Source organism: bacterium (assembly GCA_024226335.1).
In the GTDB taxonomy this organism is placed as follows: domain Bacteria; phylum Myxococcota_A; class UBA9160; order SZUA-336; family SZUA-336; genus JAAELY01.
Map to the genome: position 1 here is coordinate 1 of JAAELY010000425.1, position 17,049 is coordinate 17,049.

The window sequence follows — 17,049 nt, forward strand, 5'->3', positions numbered from 1 at the left end:
GGTCCTCCTCCCGCCGGCAGGCCGGTCCGTCTCCACCGGTCACCGGCCGGCGGCCCGCCACCCCTTTTGATCGATAGAAAGGAACACTCATGGCATTCAAGATGATCACTCTGAGTGAGAAAGAAGTCGGCCGGATCGCCGGCAACGCCGGCGCCCACGCCGAGCTGATGGCTGTAGACCTGACCGAAAAGTGGCGCCAGCAGCTGCCCGAGGATCAGAAAGTCATCGACATCCAACAGGTGCAGATGTGCGTGCGGCACGACCTGCACCGGAAGCGCAAGGAGATCGCCGAGATCGAGCAGAACCACCTCGGCCGGCTCGAGACCGAGAGCCTGTCGCGTGAGGTGCGCGACGGGACCATTCCCCAGCTGCGCGGGCAGCTGGTGGGCATCCAGAACCTGTTCGAGGGCAGCTACGGCGCCGGTACCAGCATCAAGGTCTTCGGGCCGCTGGTCACGGTCATCCCCCTCGACCCGTTCCCGCTGCGGCGGGTAGCCAACGGCGCCCATGATCGTCTGATCAACCCGGCGTTCACGCTGCCGCCGTCTGCGGCGCCTTCAGGGCGCCCTCCACGCCGCGGCGCAGGTCAGGGGCTGGTCGGTCGACCACGACGCCGAGCTCGCGCGCCCGCTGCGCCTGCCCGGCACCCGCAACCTCGACCGGCCGGGGGAAGTATGGGTCGGCGTCGAGCACTTCCCCCGGGTCAAGACCCCGGGGGCGGGGGTCAGGGGCGACCACCGCTACGCCCCGGAGGACTTCCTTGGTTTGCCGGCACCGCCGGCAGAAACTGGGCTCGAACGACTGCTGCGCGACGCCGCGGCGATTCGTACCGGACCGCGAGTCGACTTCCGGCCGATGGCCGAAGGTTGCGCCTTCCTCGCCGACTGCGTCCGGAACGCTCAGCAGCTGCGGGGCGAGAAGTGGGAGGCGTTCGTCAGGCTGGCCGGCCGATCGTTCCCGGGCGCGCTCGACGGGCGCGGCCTGGTGCACTACTTCGGCGAGCAGCACCCCGGGTACAACCCGCCCAAGACCGAGGAGATGTTGGCCCTCGCCCTGCGCCACCCGGAACCTCCGACCTGCCGCCGTATCGGCGTCCGGCTCGACTCCCGCGGCAGGTTCTGCCGGCCCTGTGCCCACCGCGGGCTCATCGACACGCCCTTCGAGCTGGGTTTGCCCGCCGGCGCGCCGCCGCGCCCCGGGGCCGACACCGCTACGGCCGATCGGGCCGCGGCGGTGGGTGCCGATCGTGAACCGGCCGCCCCGATCGCCGGCGAGCCCATCGAGCTCCGGATCGCGCCTGCTCGGCCCGGCGCGGACCGCGAGACCCTGAAGGCCGGCGCCGACTACGAGCACGCCGTGCTTCACGATCTGGTCTTCGGACTGGCCGAGCTTCTCGACCATCTCGGCCACCCGGCGACCGCCCGGCAAATCGTCCGCCAGCTTGCCGACACCGCCTCGGTTTCGTCCTACCCGCGCCTGCGCTCGGCCCTCGCCGAGCTTTTCCCGCACCTCGACGGCGAGCTTCCGAGCACGCTCCAGCTCGCCGGCCGGCTGCGCGCCTACCGCGGCCAGATCGTTCGGGGCGCCTGCGTCGACCGGATTCCCAACCACCATCGCGCCGCCCGCTGGACCGTGCGCAAGCTGCGCACCAAGGAGGACCACGATGTCGGATCAAGACCGAAGAGAAGGCGCTGAGCCCCAGACTTCCGAGACGTCGGAGGAAGCACGTTGCGCTGGCGACCCTCCGGGTCGACCCCCAGAAGGCATTCGTCGCCCGCGCTCTGACGATCGCGGGCAAGACGCCGAGACCCTCAGGCAGGCGATGCTCAGGTTGCTGAGGCGGCATCGGCAGCGGAGGAGTGCGTGATGTGCTTGGATGAAGAGTCGCCTGAGCTCCTGCTCGAAGACGCCCTCTCGGACAGTATTTCGCGCAAAGACGGTGGCTTCCTGCCCGGCCTGCGTCCTCGCGATCACGGAGAGGTACTCGGCGCCGTATTCGCTGGCGGTCTCGACGAACAGGAAGCGGAACGGCTGCTCCACGACCTGATGAGCCGGCGGCAGCCAGCGCCGGCGGAGAGCGAAGAGCCGCCGGAGGCAGACGAAAGCTCATTCGGCGATCGTGCCTCCGCAGCCTCCGGGCAAGAGGCCGTCGACCCCGGCCCTGGAGACCTCGAAACGCCCGCGCCGCCGCCCACCCCCGAGTCGCGCCGCAACGTTCGCCGGCTCGAGGCAGCCCGCCGGGAGGTCGGAGCCTTCGAGCCGCGTAACGCCTACCAGGCCGAGCTCCGGACGGTGCTGTTCGCGATCATGGATCACATGTCCCGTCTGGCCCTCTCCGGGAGGACGTCCCGGAAGCACTGCGAGCCCGGCGAGGAGGCGGATTGCGAGCGGTGGTGGGCAGTTCTCGAGGTCTAGCGCACAGTCCTGGCCGCGCCCGAAATGGCGGCGGCCAGCGCGCGCACCGTGCTGCCGAAAGTGCTCGAGCTGGAGCACCGCCAGCTCACCGAGCGGCGCCTGGAGTGGGCTCTGGGGCGCCGCAAGCGCAAGACGCGGGCCAGGAAGAAGAAGCGGAAGAAGAAACGGCGGCGGCGCAGGAAGAGGAAGCGGCGCTCGCGCAAGCCTCGAACCAACAGTCAGCAAGGGAACCGAACATGAGAAGAAAAGCCGTGGCCCGACGCCTCAAGACCATCACCCGACTGCGCTCCTTCCTCCTCGCTTCCCGCGACTTTCTCTACCGCGGCCTCACCCGCCGGCCGGCCCGACAGCTCTCGGGAATGGGAATCGAAGTCTAGAGCTACTAGCTCTCAGCCAAATCGGTGTCTTGTGGCCGCAAGAGGCTCTCTTCAGCCTCCCTCGCTCTACGGCGACCCTCCGGGACGTCGACGAAGGCAAGAATCAAAGCACCGCCCGCGAAGAAAACAATCACGGAGAGGATTGCCCCGCGCATCGAGCCTGTTGCCCAGATGAAGGCGCTGAAGATCGCTGGGCCAAAGATTCCAGCGAACTTCTCGAAAACCGAGAAAAAGCCAAAAAACTCCGCCGCTTTGTGTTTGGGGACCATCGAAGCGAAGAGAGATCGGGAAAGAGCTTGCGCCCCGCCCTGCACCGAACCCACCATGAAAGCGATCACGTAGAATTCTCTCGCGCTGTTCATGTTATAGGCGACGATACTAACCCCGATGAAGACGGCCAGTGCCAACAGAATCGAGCGCTTGGGGCCGATCTTGCCGGCTAGGGCGCCGAAGAGGAGAGCGAAAGGAACGCCTACAATCTGGACCATGACGATACCCAGAAAAATATGTTTCTCGGGTATGCCTCGAGAGATCGCATAAATACCCGACATTCGGACCACCGTGCCGATGCCGTCGTTGTAGACCAATACCGCCACCAACATCCTGAATGCCTGCCGGTAGCTCCCTCTGAGCTCCCTGAAGGTCTCGGAGAGGCGACGGAAGGCAATGCCAACTATGTTCGACGCGTTGCTTTCGTCGGATTCGATCTCGCGCGGGGGCTCTGGGACACCGCGAAAAAGCGGCAACGAGAAAACTCCCCACCACAAGGCAACGGCGACAAAGCCAAAGCGAGTGGCGAGAGCTTTGTCGCTAAACCCGAACATCTCATGGTTGTTAATCAATAGTAAATTAAAAAGCAGAAGGATAACGCTCCCGATGTAGCCTAGCGCAAAGCCGGCGGTTGAAACACGGTCGATTTCCCTGTTGCTCGCAATATGAGGAAGCAGCGAGTCGTAAAAAACCATGCTTATGGCCACTGCGATATTGCCCAAAGCAAACAGGATGCCTGCAAGAAACCAGTCTCCTCGACCAATGAAGTACATTGCAGCAGTTGCGGCAACACCCAAGGTGACGAAGAAGGCCATCATGCGCTTGCGCAATGCCAGGTAATCGGCAAAGGCGCCGAGAATCGGTGCAGCCACCGCCACAACAGAAAGCGCCACGGTCGTAAACAGCGCGAATATCAACGAAGCCCTTTCCGGGTCAAGGGCTGCGGCCGCTTCAGATTGGAAAAAGAGCGGGAATACCGAAGTTACAATAATCAAAAAGAAGGCTGAGTTGGCCCAGTCGTACATTGCCCAAGCACGGAGCTCCGGCCGATCAAGGCCAATACGTTTTAAGAGTCCTTGCGGCAGTTGAATTTTCATAGAAGTACCTCGCTGCTTCGTTTGGACGCCGCTCTCACTAGCGAAGAATCTCGTTGAGGATGCCCCGGTCTTCCGGGTGATCTGCCCGTACCGTACTTCTGTATAGCCGAGATCTCTCTGAGTCGTTTCGCCGCGACGGCTGATCCGGAGACTCTTAAGGCTGCTCGAGGCGGCGCAGTGCGTCCCGGCGAATGGGATTCGAGACTCAGATACGGGCCGCAAGGCTCAGAAAAGCTCATCGAGAGTCACCTACTCCTGGTTCAACTGGACGGACGAGACGCGGGTCGCTAGACTACGCTATCTGCTGAAGAGTCCGCAAGGCCACCTGATCGGCGGAGCATCTTCCCATCCACCAGCTGCAGATCTAGCTCGTGCATGAGATCCTAGTGCTTGGAGGCCACCGAGATGATAGTTACTCCTCCAGACTCAGCTCTTCCAGACTCACTCGTAGCCCAGTTCCGCGACGAAGAGACCGACGTCTGGGTACGGGCCTCGATCAGGATCGGGCAACGGGGCCGACAGGCCGAGCCGATTCTTCATGAGTTTCTCTCCACGACAGCGAATCTCCACGCGCATCGCCATGCCTGGTGCGTCCTGGCCGCCTACCTCGACACGATGACCGACGAGGTACTGCCGAGCCTCAGGCTCGTAGTCAAACGGAAGCAGGCGAGTGGTGGCGCGAACGATGTCGTCGCGGAGATAGCTCCATCAGACTATGTGTCCGGGTGGCTCTCGAGCCTGGTACTCGAGGGAGTTCGCCGTGATCCTGATCTGACCCTCGGGGAACTGACACGGCTACGTACCTTCGGCGACCTTCGCGAGGAACGCCTCCAATCGCTGATGCGTCGCCTCGAGAGGGTTCAGGGCAACGAAAAGGCAGTCGCTCAAGTACGCCTTGCGGCGGAGTTGTGGCAAAACGATCTGACTATAGCCTCGGACGAAAGAATCAACCTGGGAGGCAGCCTACCCTGGGACATCTGGATAGCGGCATCGTTCATCGCCGGTGCCACGCCAGATCTGATGGAGCGGCTGGGAGTGCCTTTGGACCTATTGCTTCGAGCACTCATCGGTTTGGCAGCCGAGGGGGGTGAGCGACTGGCTTTTGTCGCCAACGTTCCAAGACTCCTCAGTCGCTTGGTGTCCGGAGACCCTGTCGCAGTCTCATTCGGAGAGTTACTCGTAGCGAACGTACCGCAGCCTCAGAAGATCGAAGACCACTGGATAAACTACGTCGACGATCTGATGGCGTGGGTCATGTCGGTGGACTCTTCTTTGTACCATCGCCTCACGAAAGCAATTGTCGGGTGCGTTTCAGCCGAGACCAGGCCACTCATGGAGACCTGGTTTAGAGAAAGAAGCGAAAGCAGTGCGATAAACCTCGCCAGGCAGACACGGGACCGTTTCTGCGACACGCTCTGCTGGCGTGAGTTGACCCAAAGGCAGCAAGGGGACCTCGCTGTCTTTTGCCATGTCATGCAGCGGCCTCGAGTGGACTCGGCTTGCGAGCGTTTCACGCTATCGCATCGGATACAGTTGACCTATGAGCTCATCCAGCGGTGGAGAACCGCGAACCCTGAAGTCGTACTGGCTCTTGTTCGCCTCTTCAAGAGACTTCTTTATGAAGAGATCCGTCCTGGAAGGCAAACTTCGAGTAGAATTCGTCGTCATCAGATATATCTGATCCGGTCGCTGGTTACCGATTGGAATCTTCGGGGGACCTTGCCGAAAGACCTTGCCACATCAGCGACCCGCGTGCTTGTAGGTGCTTACCGAGACGCAGAGCAGAACAGTCGCTCCCAAGCAGCTTATCTCGACCTCCTCTACACTTTGCTGAGTGCACTCCCGGAATCCTCCCTGGTCAGGGAGATGCACCTGTACGCTCAACAGGAAGCAGTGGAGCGCGACCTACAGCAGTTAGCGGATTCTTTGGACGAGATGAAGATAGCTCAAAGTAGCGAGCGCCGGTTCGCTGCGTATCAGAGTTACTTGGATTCAGTCTTTCTCGAGAGTAGGGGGGCGACGATTCCAGATCCGGCCGCACTGAGAAGATTAGTCGGCCTGCTGGCGCGAGAGAGCCCAGGACAGCAACTCGGGGAAGCCGAGAAGGCCGCTCTCTCGTGGCTCCTCGAGAAACACCAGCGGTGGATTCTGGAAAGGGATGCGGGATTTCTCACGAGGCGATCCAAGAGTTTCGAGTACGAGTTGAATTGTGAATCGGAAAGCAGGACCTCTCTTCTTGTTGAGAACATCGGAGCCATTCTTGCGTCCCTTGCGACGCGGGATAAGATCTCAGCCGAAGAGACCGCGAATCCTGCGGCAGTACTCGATTCTCTTCGTGGAACTTTTCCCATCTTTCGAAGCCTCCAGGAAAAATGCCGCGCGGCGCTTCCCCTTGCGGAACGAGAGCTTGTCACACTTGAGCTCAACGCCAAGGTCCGCAAGTTTGAGGAACGGGTCGAGGTTCTGACCGCGGTGATTGATGAGGAGAACGAAGAACGAGCGAAAATGGTTGTCAATAAGCAAGAGCCGTCGGACGGGGCTTGCGGACGATTGGTGAGTAACTGGATGCTCCGTCGTTACATGCTGCGGGAGTTGGCGCCGGAGAAGGCATGGCTTATCACTCGGCTGCTTGATTGGCGCTTTGTGCTGAGTTGGATCCTGTTGCCATTCCTCGCCTCCGGAGTCATTCTGCACCTACTAGATTCGGGAATGGACAGCCGGCAAGCCCAATTATTTCTTTCCCTACCGTTTCTGTTGATAGTTGGACTTAATGTATGCGCATATTGGGCATACTTTGCTTCAATGCCTGAATATCTTCCCGGGGGAGTGCCCCGGGCCTCTCTGCTCGTCCCGCAAATGGTTGGCGCCTTGTTTCTAGGCGTCGTCCAGTCCTTCTCAGCAGACGAGAATTGGAGTACTGCTTTTCTCGCGAACCCCGTTTTGCGCTTGCTAAAGATTGGGCTGTTCATCGCCGTTTCGTATTTCTTTGTTCGATACGTTATGCTGCGAGGCCAATCGCCGGCGGTCGAAGTCGTCGATCGCGAGGGCGAGAGGAGAGCGCAGAACAAGATCTTGCGGCGCCGAGCGACTTCTCTCATGTCGCTCGGACTTTGGCAAGCCTTCGCTCTGGTTACCCTATTCTCTTTGTTCGAGGGTACGACGATGAGCAAAAGAGCTGGTCTCGCTGAGGAGCCGCAGGCCTTCTTGGCGCAGGAACTCAACCAACTGATCCCAGCCCGAATTCTCGTTGAACTAGGTCATCCGACGCTTCTCGAGTTCGTAATTCTGCCCTGGGCCATACTGACATGGACCGTTCAGTTGTTCTTCTTCAGTGCTATTTTTGAACGTATTATGAGCAAAAACTGAAAATATAGAGGACCGAGGTCGGTTTGGCGGTGTAGAGACCGGATAAGAAATGCAAGACCCCTTCTATCTCCTTCACAGCTATGCTGTCCTTGAAGTACTGTTTTGTGACGCTATCAGATGGTCGGCGTCGTCTAGGATAAGCGTTCGCTCCAATTGCATAGTCGGAACGCGGCATTGGCAGCCAAAGCTGATTGGGTCAGGCGTGTGATTCCCGCTCGAATGGAAGTTGATGAGCGTCTTGGAGCTCCTGAGTGAAACGGCCTACTTCTTGCTTCCAGATACTCTCACCCCAGCCCATCGCGCTGCACACGGGCTGCTTGAGCTGCGGCAGAAGGCCGAGTCCTCCGTCTCGAAGCAGAACTCCTAGACGGAACCTGCGCAGCAGGAGGTCCGAGAGATGGACAATGCCCTCATGACTTGCTGACCAGATGAGCTCGCCCCACAGGTAGGGAGTGCCGCTCACCAAGCGAAGCGCAGAGGGATCATTGTTCCGGATGGCACTCGGGACGAGGCCATACCTTGCAATCAGCCGGTGTTGGATGACTTGCTCGAGTTTCCCGATCGAGTAATCCTCGGCGGTGGCCCTCAGGACTTGAGTGTCCTTCCTTGGTCTTGGAAGCGAAGAATCAAGAGCGTGCGCGGCGCGCAGGGCCTCTATAGCGGCTACCCGAAAAGTCGTCAGCTTGCCACCCAGAATCGTGAGTAGTCCTTGCTCGGCGAGGACCAGATGCTCCCGGCTCTCCGCAGAGGGGTCGGTCTTTCCGGTATCCACTACTGGGCGAACGCCCGCCTGGGAACTGATTATTGCCGCTCGCGGCAACTCGTAGGAGGGGAACATCGATCGTACTGCCTTCAGAAGGTAGTCTGCCTCTCCGTCGGAGATGGAGGGCTCTTGATGGAGCGGGGACCTGTGGTCTACATCTGTGGTGCCGACGAGAGCGACTCCTTCCCAAGGATAGGCGAACACTGGTCGACCGTCCTCTGGATGGGTAAAGGCGATTGCCTCAACCAATGGCAAGCTAGCCAGGTCAAGAAAAAGGTGGCTGCCTCGAAGAGGACGAAGCAGTGGTGGGGCCTCGACGTGACCGCGTGTCCTGTCAGCCCAGGCACCAGTCGCGTTGATCACTACTCGGGCAGGCACCTCCGCCTCCCGACCTGACTCTCTATCTCTTACCACCGCACCGCGAGAAGTGCCGCCGTACTTAAGGATATTAGTAGCCTTTACATAGTTCAGGGCAACGGCGTCGCCGCGTGCAGTCGCGACGCCATTACTGATTACGCGGAGAACCAGACGAGCGTCGTCAGTCTGAGCGTCTTGATAGCGGAAGGCTCTCAATAGACCCCTGGTGTCTGGTGAAAGCCTAAGATCACGGACATCGCTTGAGCGGAGGCTCTGGTACCCGCCTGCTCCGGAGAAGAGACTGGTATAGATGGCAAGGCCCGCATTGACCATCCACGGTCTTATGTTATCTCTCTCGTAAAGGGTGTAAAGAAAACTCAATGGATTCACGAGGCCCGCGGCGTTCGCTAGCATTCTCTGGCGTTCAGAGATGCTTTGACGTACGAGATTGAACTTTCCTTGCTTGAGGTATCGCAATCCTCCGTGAACGAGTTTCGACGATCGCGACGAAGTTCCCGAGGCGAAGTCACCCTGTTCGAGTAGGAGAATGCGCATACCCATGTCAGCGCCAGCAGCAAAAATGCCAGCGCCGGTAATTCCTCCTCCGATGACCACAATGTCCCATGGATCGGTAACGCGAGCCCAAGCCTCCTCTCGCCATCCCGGCGGCCACTGAATGAGATCAGACATCGTTTCCTCGCGATCACTCAACCGACGCCTGCAGTAAGGGCCCAAGTGATTCCCGCCGCGGCCAATCCAATAGCGACGCCTACAGCCACCTCTGCCGTTGTGTGTCCGACAAGGTCCTTAAGCCGAGGGTCTCGCGCGGCCTCGGTCGCTAGAGCCGGGAAGTGAGATTGAAAAATGAGGTAGATGTGGTGGAGCTTGGTCCGGTCGTAGATGACGATCGCGGTAAACACGAAGGCGAGGCCGAAGAGGGAAGACCCAATGCCCTCCGTCAGAGCAATCATTACGAGCGTCGATGTGGTGAAGGCAGAATGAGAGCTGGGCATGCCTCCAGCCCAAACCAGGCGCCATACGACGCGCCCAGATTCGCCACGCCCAATTCGTAGAAAGGCGATGACTACCTTGAGTAGTTGCGAGAGGGCCCAAGCTGCGACTGCGGTATAGACGATAGGCGTCACTGTATCACCTCCTTGCGCTGGTTCCTATAACCTAATGAGTCAGAAAAGGGATCTGTTGTTCCGGTCTTCCGGCGTCTGCAGTGTTCATTTAAGTACTCGGTGATGCCACCTGAGTGACAGTGGTTCTATCCCAGAATCTACCCTTGCCTGCCTTTCAAACAAGAAGGCAATCGGTACTGACTTGGGTCTGTTCTGGAGCGTCATCTCGACTGATGCCGAATTTTTTGCAACGAAAGAAATATAGCCTCCCTCCTCCGCTTCGCGGCGGTCATGGTAGGCCACAATGACTGACTGTGGTTCGAGTCTCACCTGCATTGCGTTCAACCGCGTTGCCGGCAAAGATCCAGCCTCACCGCGCAACCAAGCGACGACCGTGGTCCATGTGTCTCCCAGATCAACCCGCTTGTCTCGATTGATGATGAACGTAATCCTTTCGAGACTACCTTCTCGCGTAACGGTCCAGTCATCGAATCCAACGTCGAACGGCTTCTCGCCGAGAGGATGCGGGGTAATATCCCGAATCTTGCTACCGGAAATCATCACGCTACGGTATGCCGGATAGCCCACAGAAGGATTGCTGCGTTTGACGTGACCAAGAGCAGAAGTCTGGACCAACAACACTCGCTTCTTCAAGGTGTCCTCGAGATCAACACCGCCCTCCGAGTACCTGCCGGCATAAAGCTGGCCATCACTTTTATCGAGCGCCATCTCGAGCTGTCGGTGATTATGTCCCGCCAATGCTACCACGTCGCGCTGCTCGCTTCGTAGGGACTCGAGAATAGGCAGCTGGTTGTGAAACATCGCTCCTGCGTCGAGACCTCTACGATGCAACATCCATTCAAACCGCATTTGCGTTTCCTTACTGCCGGCGTTACTGCTGAATGTGGAATCGATGCGCAGGTTTAGGGGAACCTCACCGGCGTCAACTCTCGGCATACTAGACGGGCTAAGCACAGGGGCATGGCTAACGATAACTGCGGGCTGGTCGTCGGGGGCTTCGTCTAGCTGCGTTTCAAGGAATGTGATTTGTTCAGAGGTAGCGCCGGTGGTACGAGGACCTCCGGAGCTGCTTAGAAGGGAAGAGAAAAAGCGTCGCCACCTACCTCCGAGCATATTAGATCGTTCGCAGTAGAAATCCGGACCGCTGTCCAGCACGATCAGGCGCGCGGCGCCAAGGTCCAGCCCATAGGCTGCGAACGGATTGAACTTCTCGTAGTAGAAGTCGAGCGAATGTTGGTTGCCGGTGTTGATGCGTAGTGCGTTGAGATCAGAGAATCGGTATTTAAAGTCCATCCATTGCTCAGTCCTCTTCAAGTACTCGGCGGTTTGCTCGTCGGCAAGGCCAGAGTGTCGAAGTCCATATATCTGTATCTTATAGGGATGGAGCCGGTACTCATGATTACCCAAGGCGGTATACATCGGTACGAGGAGCCGTTCGCTTAAGCTACTCTGGCCGAGCAGCAGCTCCTCAAAGTGACTCCATTCGCTCTGTTGGAAGCCACCTCCCGATCTCCCGCGGTCATCGCTGAACTTGTAATCGATGAGGTCGCCAGAAAGTACAATAAGATCCAGATCGCCGCGATTCCACAGTGCATTGGCGATAGAGATGAAGCGAGCGAAATTCCTGTTCGCATCGACGAACGAATCGGCGAAAGTGTCGTGTGTCCAGGCATCTGCTGGATCGAAGCCGCCTAACTCAGCCGAGTGGCGAGCCGGCCGCGTTTGGCGTGGCGGGAAGACTCGGAGGACATCGTCGTGTATCTCCTGCCACCTGCGCGCAACATGGATGTCGGTAGCTGTGAGAAGTTTAAGGTCCTGGTTAGTGTTCGCTGAGAAATAGACAGAGTTCGGCTTAGTAAGAGATCGATCTCCAACTTCAAGCTCGAGGTCATACAAAAGCGTCCGTCGGCCTTCGAAATGCGGAGATTGCAGAACCTGGAAGCGCAATAACATGACGACAGGGTATCTGCGAGATAACCATTCTGGCCAACGGCCTGGTGCCTTCACCTTGCCAATGGGCTCAAGACTCATTTCGGTAAGTTCTAGCGCAATGCTGGCGCCAGATGTCCCCGTGGGGAACAAACGTGCGGATATGTTGTCGTCCGCCCCGGCGGCGCCGGGACCAGCGATAACGACGACCTCGCCGATCTTGCTAACCGACTGGGGGCAACCTATGGCGGGCCATAGGATATTGGCGTCAGTATCGGCCATTACCGCATCCAGACCGGGGTCTCGATGTAGGACGACATCGTCTAGGGATAGCAGCATCAAGATGATAGCGAGTATTGGTAAGAGGCAAATCAGCCCGGCAGACGATATTCTTCTCATCCAACAAAACACCGCTGCTCGGCTCACCTTCCACCGTCGCTGACTGTCGGGCATATCGCATCGTCCTTCTCTCAAAGTTACTCCGGTGAGTAATTCTTGAACCACTTTGTGAATGCGCGGGCGTATATCAAGAAGAACTCCTCGACATCTCTTGCGTCGGCGGCGCGCTTGGTAAACTCGCCGAATGCCTCTCGGATGCCCTGGCTAGCAAAAGCGCCCTGGTAGATGTTGTGCCCATAGACGCTCTTACTGAAAAGTTTTTCCTTTCCTTCTGCTGAAGTTGCTACCTCTTCTAGGAATTGAAATGCCTCTAGGTCAAGGTCGTACCGGTCGAGGAATGCCAAGACCTCGGGCCGGTGGTATTCTTTGATAGTCTTTAGGGATGCCGCAAGGGCAAAGCGGTAGGCGGGAAGTCGTTCCGGGTCGGCAAGAGTCTCGATATAGATATGAATGATAGCCGCAACCGTATTCAAGACCTCTTTCAAGAAACCTAGAATTGCGGCGATCTCAAGCGACTGTATCAGGAAGCTGATTACGAAATCACGGTTCGCGTCTATGTCGTCGCCAAAGTTTAACAGATCATCGGTCCTGTTCGCGTCTAAAAGTGTCAGAATATCATGAAATATATCGTGCTGTTCTTTCTGTGCCTTCAAAAGCTCGTAGTGGAAAACCACCGAGTTTATGTAGAAGCGGTGGAGTTTGCCCTCTCTGAGCGCGATCCAGGACGGCATGTAGGGGTTGGACTCGGAGCGGATTTGCTCCGCGCGTTTGCTGTTGTAAGCTACTACAGCGCGCGCCTCGGGTATGGCCAGTGTGGGTTCTGGGTGAACGAAAATCTGGCGCGGGTCCTTGAGGTAGGATTGACCCAGCTCTTCCAGAAGGTCTTCGAGGGCTTCGTCGGGCGGTCCGGGGCGCCGCAGCAGTATTGCAATGGCGTCGCCTATCATATACCGATCCATCTCCGAACCCTCCTGCGTTACCCGTTTCATGTAGCTAATAGCTTGTGACTTGCTGGCGCAGTTCAAATAGTGAATCGGTAGCAATGAGAGGATACACCAATTGACGAGGCCATTCTCCGAGTGAGCGGCGTTTCTGAAACTGTCGTAATCTTGGTGAAAAAGATTCTGTCGTTCTACAAAAAAGAGATCCCCTGTGCGGCGAATCGTCTCTGGATCGCTCCGGAGCTGAAATAGCATCTCAAAGTAGTTGCATGGAAGGGGGCCTTTTTCCTTGTATATTTTCGTTACTCGACGTGCTACAAAGCGAGCTACTGGCTCTTCGAGGAGTGATAGTAATGGGTGACGCAGGAGGCGTTGAACGATTGCGAGGCCGCGTGTGGTTACAGCTCCACGGATTGCGCTGTCTTCGTAGAAATTGCCGAGGCCGAAAAGTATCACATCCAGGAAAAGCGTAATCAGCCCTTTGGTCTCCTGCCGTCGAGCTTCGCTGGCAATGATGATTAGGCCGCTGAAGACATTCAACTTTGCGAGGATGATCTCGCCACATCGATTCACGAGGGGAGTGATGAGGTCGACGTCCCGCCTTCGTAGGCTTATCAGGTATTGGCCGATTTCATCGTGTGCCTCTTCGGACTTGCACCGACTGAGGAGGACGAGCAGCTCCACAATCTCGTTAACGTGCTCTCCTGCGATGTGAGTGTCTACGAGCAGCGCATGCACTCCGGCGCGACATAGGTTGGCGTTAAATGCGCTTTCGTTGACTGCGATCTGAAGTGCGGTCGAGAAGTTCTGAAAATCTGCCTCGGCAAACTCCGCAAGTAGCTCGCGAAGTACATGGTATGCAGCAAACTCCGGCTTGTTAGCAATTTGATAAACGGCCTTCCTTTCTCCTTGGTTCCACAGGTTTACCAAAGTGCTTTTGAGAGGCTCGAGAAAAATCCCGTTGCGGTTTGTCTTGTTGAAGAGGTCGTCGATTAGTTCTGGAATGTAGGAGCTTTGCATTCTCTGAACGAAGCAAAAGTGCCCCATCAGATACTCGAAATATCTATCGAATACCAAGCGAACGCGGTTGTATTGAGAGTGTTCGCTTTGCGAGAGTATATTCTCGCTAAGTAGCCGAGAGTAGGTAGACCTGTTGTCTACGTTCTCCCTCCTGGGTTTTGATTTGCATCGCGGACAACGTGAGTTATTCTCGTCGCCCATGAAGATGGGCTGGTTGGAGTGTAGGCAGTTCGCGGTTGGGCACAGCCAGATCTCATCTACGTAGTAGACTTGTTCGCCGCAAATGTGCTCTACGAGTTTCCTATACGAGGTTCGGTCATCCGGGTCGCTGATCCCCCGGTATTCGTTGGAAGCCGCATCTAAGAGAATGCTCGTGTCAAGAGTATCCGTTTCCTCTTTAAAGAAATACGCCATTAGATATTTCTGCAAGAAGGGTAGGTCGCGATCAGCGCGAAGTCTCTGTGCGGTGAACTCGCGCATGATTATTTCGAAGTTGAGCGGTGCGGGGATCACTCTGCCAGTAAACGCCTCGAAGATAAATCGCAGAATCAGCGGACTTCGCAACAGTTTGCGCTCGTGGTAGTCGTACGTTGTTCCGGATGTCCAGCGTCGCGGAACTTTTGCTTCGAAGACCAGTGAGTATCTTTCAAGGGCCTCGGCCAGTTCGCTATCATTGAAGGGTTCCAGGGTGTTCGCGATGCCTCCCTGGTCTTGAAGAACAAATCGACGCTTGTCGGGAAGGATTCCTGAGTTGTCTATGGTCTTCCAGGCGAAACTTCGACTGGTGATTACTACCTTTAGCCAGGAATAGGGGTGCGTTTCGACGAAGTTGTTGATGGCTTGAAATGCCTTGACCGGATCGTCTGTCTCATTAATGCCGTCGAATAGGATTACGAATCGCTCGTTCGTCCGATTGCGATTGAGGGCAGCTAGCAAGTGCGAGATGTTCCCTTGCTCGTCGGCTTCATAGATGTTTCTGGTGACTTCTAGGAGTACTTGGCTTGCGCGAATCCTTCGTCCGCTGATAATCCAAGTGACGTCTTCCTTGAACGTCTCTAGGTAGAGGTGGCAGATTTCGGTCGATTTTCCAACTCCAGAGTCGGCGACTATGACGAGAGCGTTCTTGTCTCCGTTGAGTAGCTTCTCGTAAGCGCGTACTATGGTTTGTCTCGAAACGTAGGTGCGCGGGTCGTACCTGCCTGCGGTTTTGTACTCCTCGAAAACCTGCTCCGAGTGGTAGGCTGCGAGGGCCCGCAGCGGCCGGATATGAAAGGTCGGACCCGAGAGCGCCTCTCGCAACTCTGCGCGCGCTCTCGACCGCTCTTTTTCTCGCTTCTCAGTCTCCTGGCTCGCAAATTTGTCTAGAACCTGTTGAAGAAGCCTCACTCGATTATTTGGATCCTCCCCGGCAGCCACAAACTGCATATGGTTGCCCATGATGTATTTTGCACGATTCCCTATCAGCGTCTCATAGACCAGCAAGTCGCGGAGGTCTTCGTCCACGGTTATTAGCATGAACGGAGTGATGTCGAGGTCGTCACCCGAGGTCGCACGTACGAGGAATTGGAAGGGGCCGCCCTTGGTAGGTGCTATTTTGTTTCCCATCACCGGCGCTTCCTTCGCGGTTCTGGTGTGGCGGCGGATGAGAGGATAGTCGGCTACAAACTTGAAGGAAGTAAGGAGTGTTCGTAGGTGGGGCAGGGTTTCGTCGTAGAGTCTTCGCGACTCTTGTGGGTCCGGAAGGATGTCGGGGTGTACGTAGGTGTTGCGCAGATGGATCATGTGGTCGGCGAGTTTGTTCGTCCGCTTGTCCAACACGCGCTGTATCTCCTCCACATGGAACACTCGGTCATATTCTCCACTGTAGTACTTGACTATGCTGCGGAGAAAGTGCATCCAATGCCCGAGAGATGGCCGCTTCAGCGACTGCGACAGAATGGCGTTGAGCCTCTCCGAGTCTGGATTCACCATGTAATCTGCTATGCAGATGAGACTAAGGTACTTAAGGCCGCCGGCAAAGACCTTGATAAGGCCACGGAACCGGATTCTCGGCTCCTTCTCATCGAGCATCTCCTGGTAGAGGTGCGCCAAGGGATAGGGCATCTTCTCCAGTATTCTCTCGTCGAGTGCCGTGGTTTCGGTCATTGCGTTGGTCTCCGATCTAGTGTTCCAGACGAGCTGGCGGGGTTCAGCTGGCCCACATACTCTGGCGATCTCGGCGGCAGGCGTCGCCCGTCTAGACTAGCACCAGGTGCTCCATGGAAGTCGCGCCAGCCTGCTTTGGTGCGCGGCCACCACCTGCGACGACGCAGGGTATTGCGCGACTAGCGTACACCTAGCGCGGTTGCCGGCGCTTGCCAGAGGCTGATGGCAACGAACATGGTCGTATGTTCGCAGCAGCAGCGGCCGTTTGCGAGCTCAAACAGGAGCTTGCTTGACCGCGTGTAGCACAGGGCGGCGAGTCAAGGCGCGCCGGCGCCGGCGCTCACGGCGCTCAGGTTTCGAGAAACGCCCGCAGGCGAGTCGCGCGACTCGGGTGCCGGAGCTTGCGCAGGGCCTTCGACTCGATCTGGCGGATGCGCTCGCGGGTGACGTTGAACGATCGGCCGACCTCTTCGAGTGTGTGCTCCGAGCCCTCGCCGACACCGAAGCGCATGCGCAGGACCAACTCCTCTCGCGGCGTCAGGCTCTTCAGGACGTGGCCGGTGGAGTCGCGCAGGTTCGAGTCGACCACCGACTCGATCGGCGAGACGGCGTTCTTATCCTCGATGAAGTCGCCGAGGTGGGAGTCTTCCTCTTCGCCGATCGGGGTCTCCAGCGAGATCGGCTCCTGGGCGATCTTCATGATCTTGCGCACCTTTGTCGCCGAGAGGTCCATCCTCTGGCCGATCTCTTCGGCCGTCGGCTCGCGGCCCAGCTCCTGAACCAGGGAACGGCTGGTCCGGGTGAGCTTGTTGATCGTCTCGATCA

Annotated in this window: 11 protein-coding genes; 4 read left to right on the top strand and 7 right to left on the bottom strand. The window is 57.6% G+C overall.

From position 1 onward, the window contains the following. Positions 1–509 (bottom strand): hypothetical protein (locus tag GY725_20735; protein MCP4006613.1); only part of this gene is annotated, 509 nt, incomplete at its 3' end. A gap of 256 nt (positions 510–765) precedes the next feature. On the opposite strand from GY725_20735, the gene GY725_20740 reads away from it, so the two are divergent. From GY725_20740 to GY725_20750, 3 genes are all read left to right on the top strand, one after another. Then, on the top strand, positions 766–1,695 hold the full coding sequence (locus GY725_20740) for a hypothetical protein (GenBank protein ID MCP4006614.1): 930 nt from the start codon (positions 766–768) through the stop codon (positions 1,693–1,695). A gap of 171 nt (positions 1,696–1,866) precedes the next feature. Next, positions 1,867–2,415, top strand: a complete 549-nt coding sequence (locus tag GY725_20745) for a hypothetical protein (GenBank protein ID MCP4006615.1) — start codon at positions 1,867–1,869, stop codon at positions 2,413–2,415. Between the two features lie 24 nt (positions 2,416–2,439). Then, entirely contained in the window at positions 2,440–2,655 is a 216-nt protein-coding gene (locus tag GY725_20750; GenBank protein ID MCP4006616.1) for a hypothetical protein, read from the top strand. 142 nt (positions 2,656–2,797) lie between these two features. Here GY725_20750 and GY725_20755 read toward each other — a convergent pair whose 3' ends face one another. Beyond that, positions 2,798–4,159, bottom strand: a complete 1,362-nt coding sequence (locus GY725_20755) for an MFS transporter (GenBank protein MCP4006617.1) — start codon at positions 4,157–4,159, stop codon at positions 2,798–2,800. Positions 4,160–4,549: 390 nt separating this feature from the next. Here GY725_20755 and GY725_20760 point away from each other — a divergent pair, with 390 nt between their 5' ends. Further along, positions 4,550–7,525 carry a hypothetical protein gene (locus GY725_20760; protein ID MCP4006618.1) on the top strand — a complete coding sequence of 992 codons (2,976 nt, stop codon included), beginning with the start codon at positions 4,550–4,552 and terminating at the stop codon, positions 7,523–7,525. Between the two features lie 196 nt (positions 7,526–7,721). Here GY725_20760 and GY725_20765 read toward each other — a convergent pair whose 3' ends face one another. The 5 genes from GY725_20765 to GY725_20785 all read right to left on the bottom strand — a co-directional run. Continuing rightward, complete coding sequence (locus tag GY725_20765; protein MCP4006619.1) at positions 7,722–9,335, bottom strand: glycerol-3-phosphate dehydrogenase/oxidase; 1,614 nt, start codon at positions 9,333–9,335, stop codon at positions 7,722–7,724. 17 nt (positions 9,336–9,352) lie between these two features. Beyond that, positions 9,353–9,790, bottom strand: coding sequence for a divergent PAP2 family protein (locus GY725_20770; protein ID MCP4006620.1), 438 nt, complete (start codon positions 9,788–9,790; stop codon positions 9,353–9,355). Positions 9,791–9,874: 84 nt separating this feature from the next. Beyond that, entirely contained in the window at positions 9,875–12,001 is a 2,127-nt protein-coding gene (locus GY725_20775; GenBank protein MCP4006621.1) for a hypothetical protein, read from the bottom strand. A gap of 194 nt (positions 12,002–12,195) precedes the next feature. After that, positions 12,196–16,224: a hypothetical protein gene (locus tag GY725_20780; protein ID MCP4006622.1), complete on the bottom strand. Its 4,029-nt coding sequence runs from the start codon at positions 16,222–16,224 to the stop codon at positions 12,196–12,198. 349 nt (positions 16,225–16,573) lie between these two features. Further along, the coding region (locus tag GY725_20785) for an RNA polymerase sigma factor RpoD (GenBank protein MCP4006623.1) at positions 16,574–17,049 on the bottom strand (476 nt) is incomplete at its 5' end.

Excerpts from the sequence above, each read along its gene's own strand:
- GY725_20745 (MCP4006615.1), top strand. The coding sequence starts at position 1,867 with ATGTGCTTGGATGAAGAGTCGCCTGAGCTCCTGCTCGAAGACGCCCTC.
- GY725_20750 (MCP4006616.1), top strand. The coding sequence starts at position 2,440 with ATGGCGGCGGCCAGCGCGCGCACCGTGCTGCCGAAAGTGCTCGAGCTG.
- GY725_20755 (MCP4006617.1), bottom strand. The coding sequence starts at position 4,159 with ATGAAAATTCAACTGCCGCAAGGACTCTTAAAACGTATTGGCCTTGAT.
- GY725_20765 (MCP4006619.1), bottom strand. The coding sequence starts at position 9,335 with ATGTCTGATCTCATTCAGTGGCCGCCGGGATGGCGAGAGGAGGCTTGG.
- GY725_20775 (MCP4006621.1), bottom strand. The coding sequence starts at position 12,001 with ATGGCCGATACTGACGCCAATATCCTATGGCCCGCCATAGGTTGCCCC.
- GY725_20780 (MCP4006622.1), bottom strand. The coding sequence starts at position 16,224 with ATGACCGAAACCACGGCACTCGACGAGAGAATACTGGAGAAGATGCCC.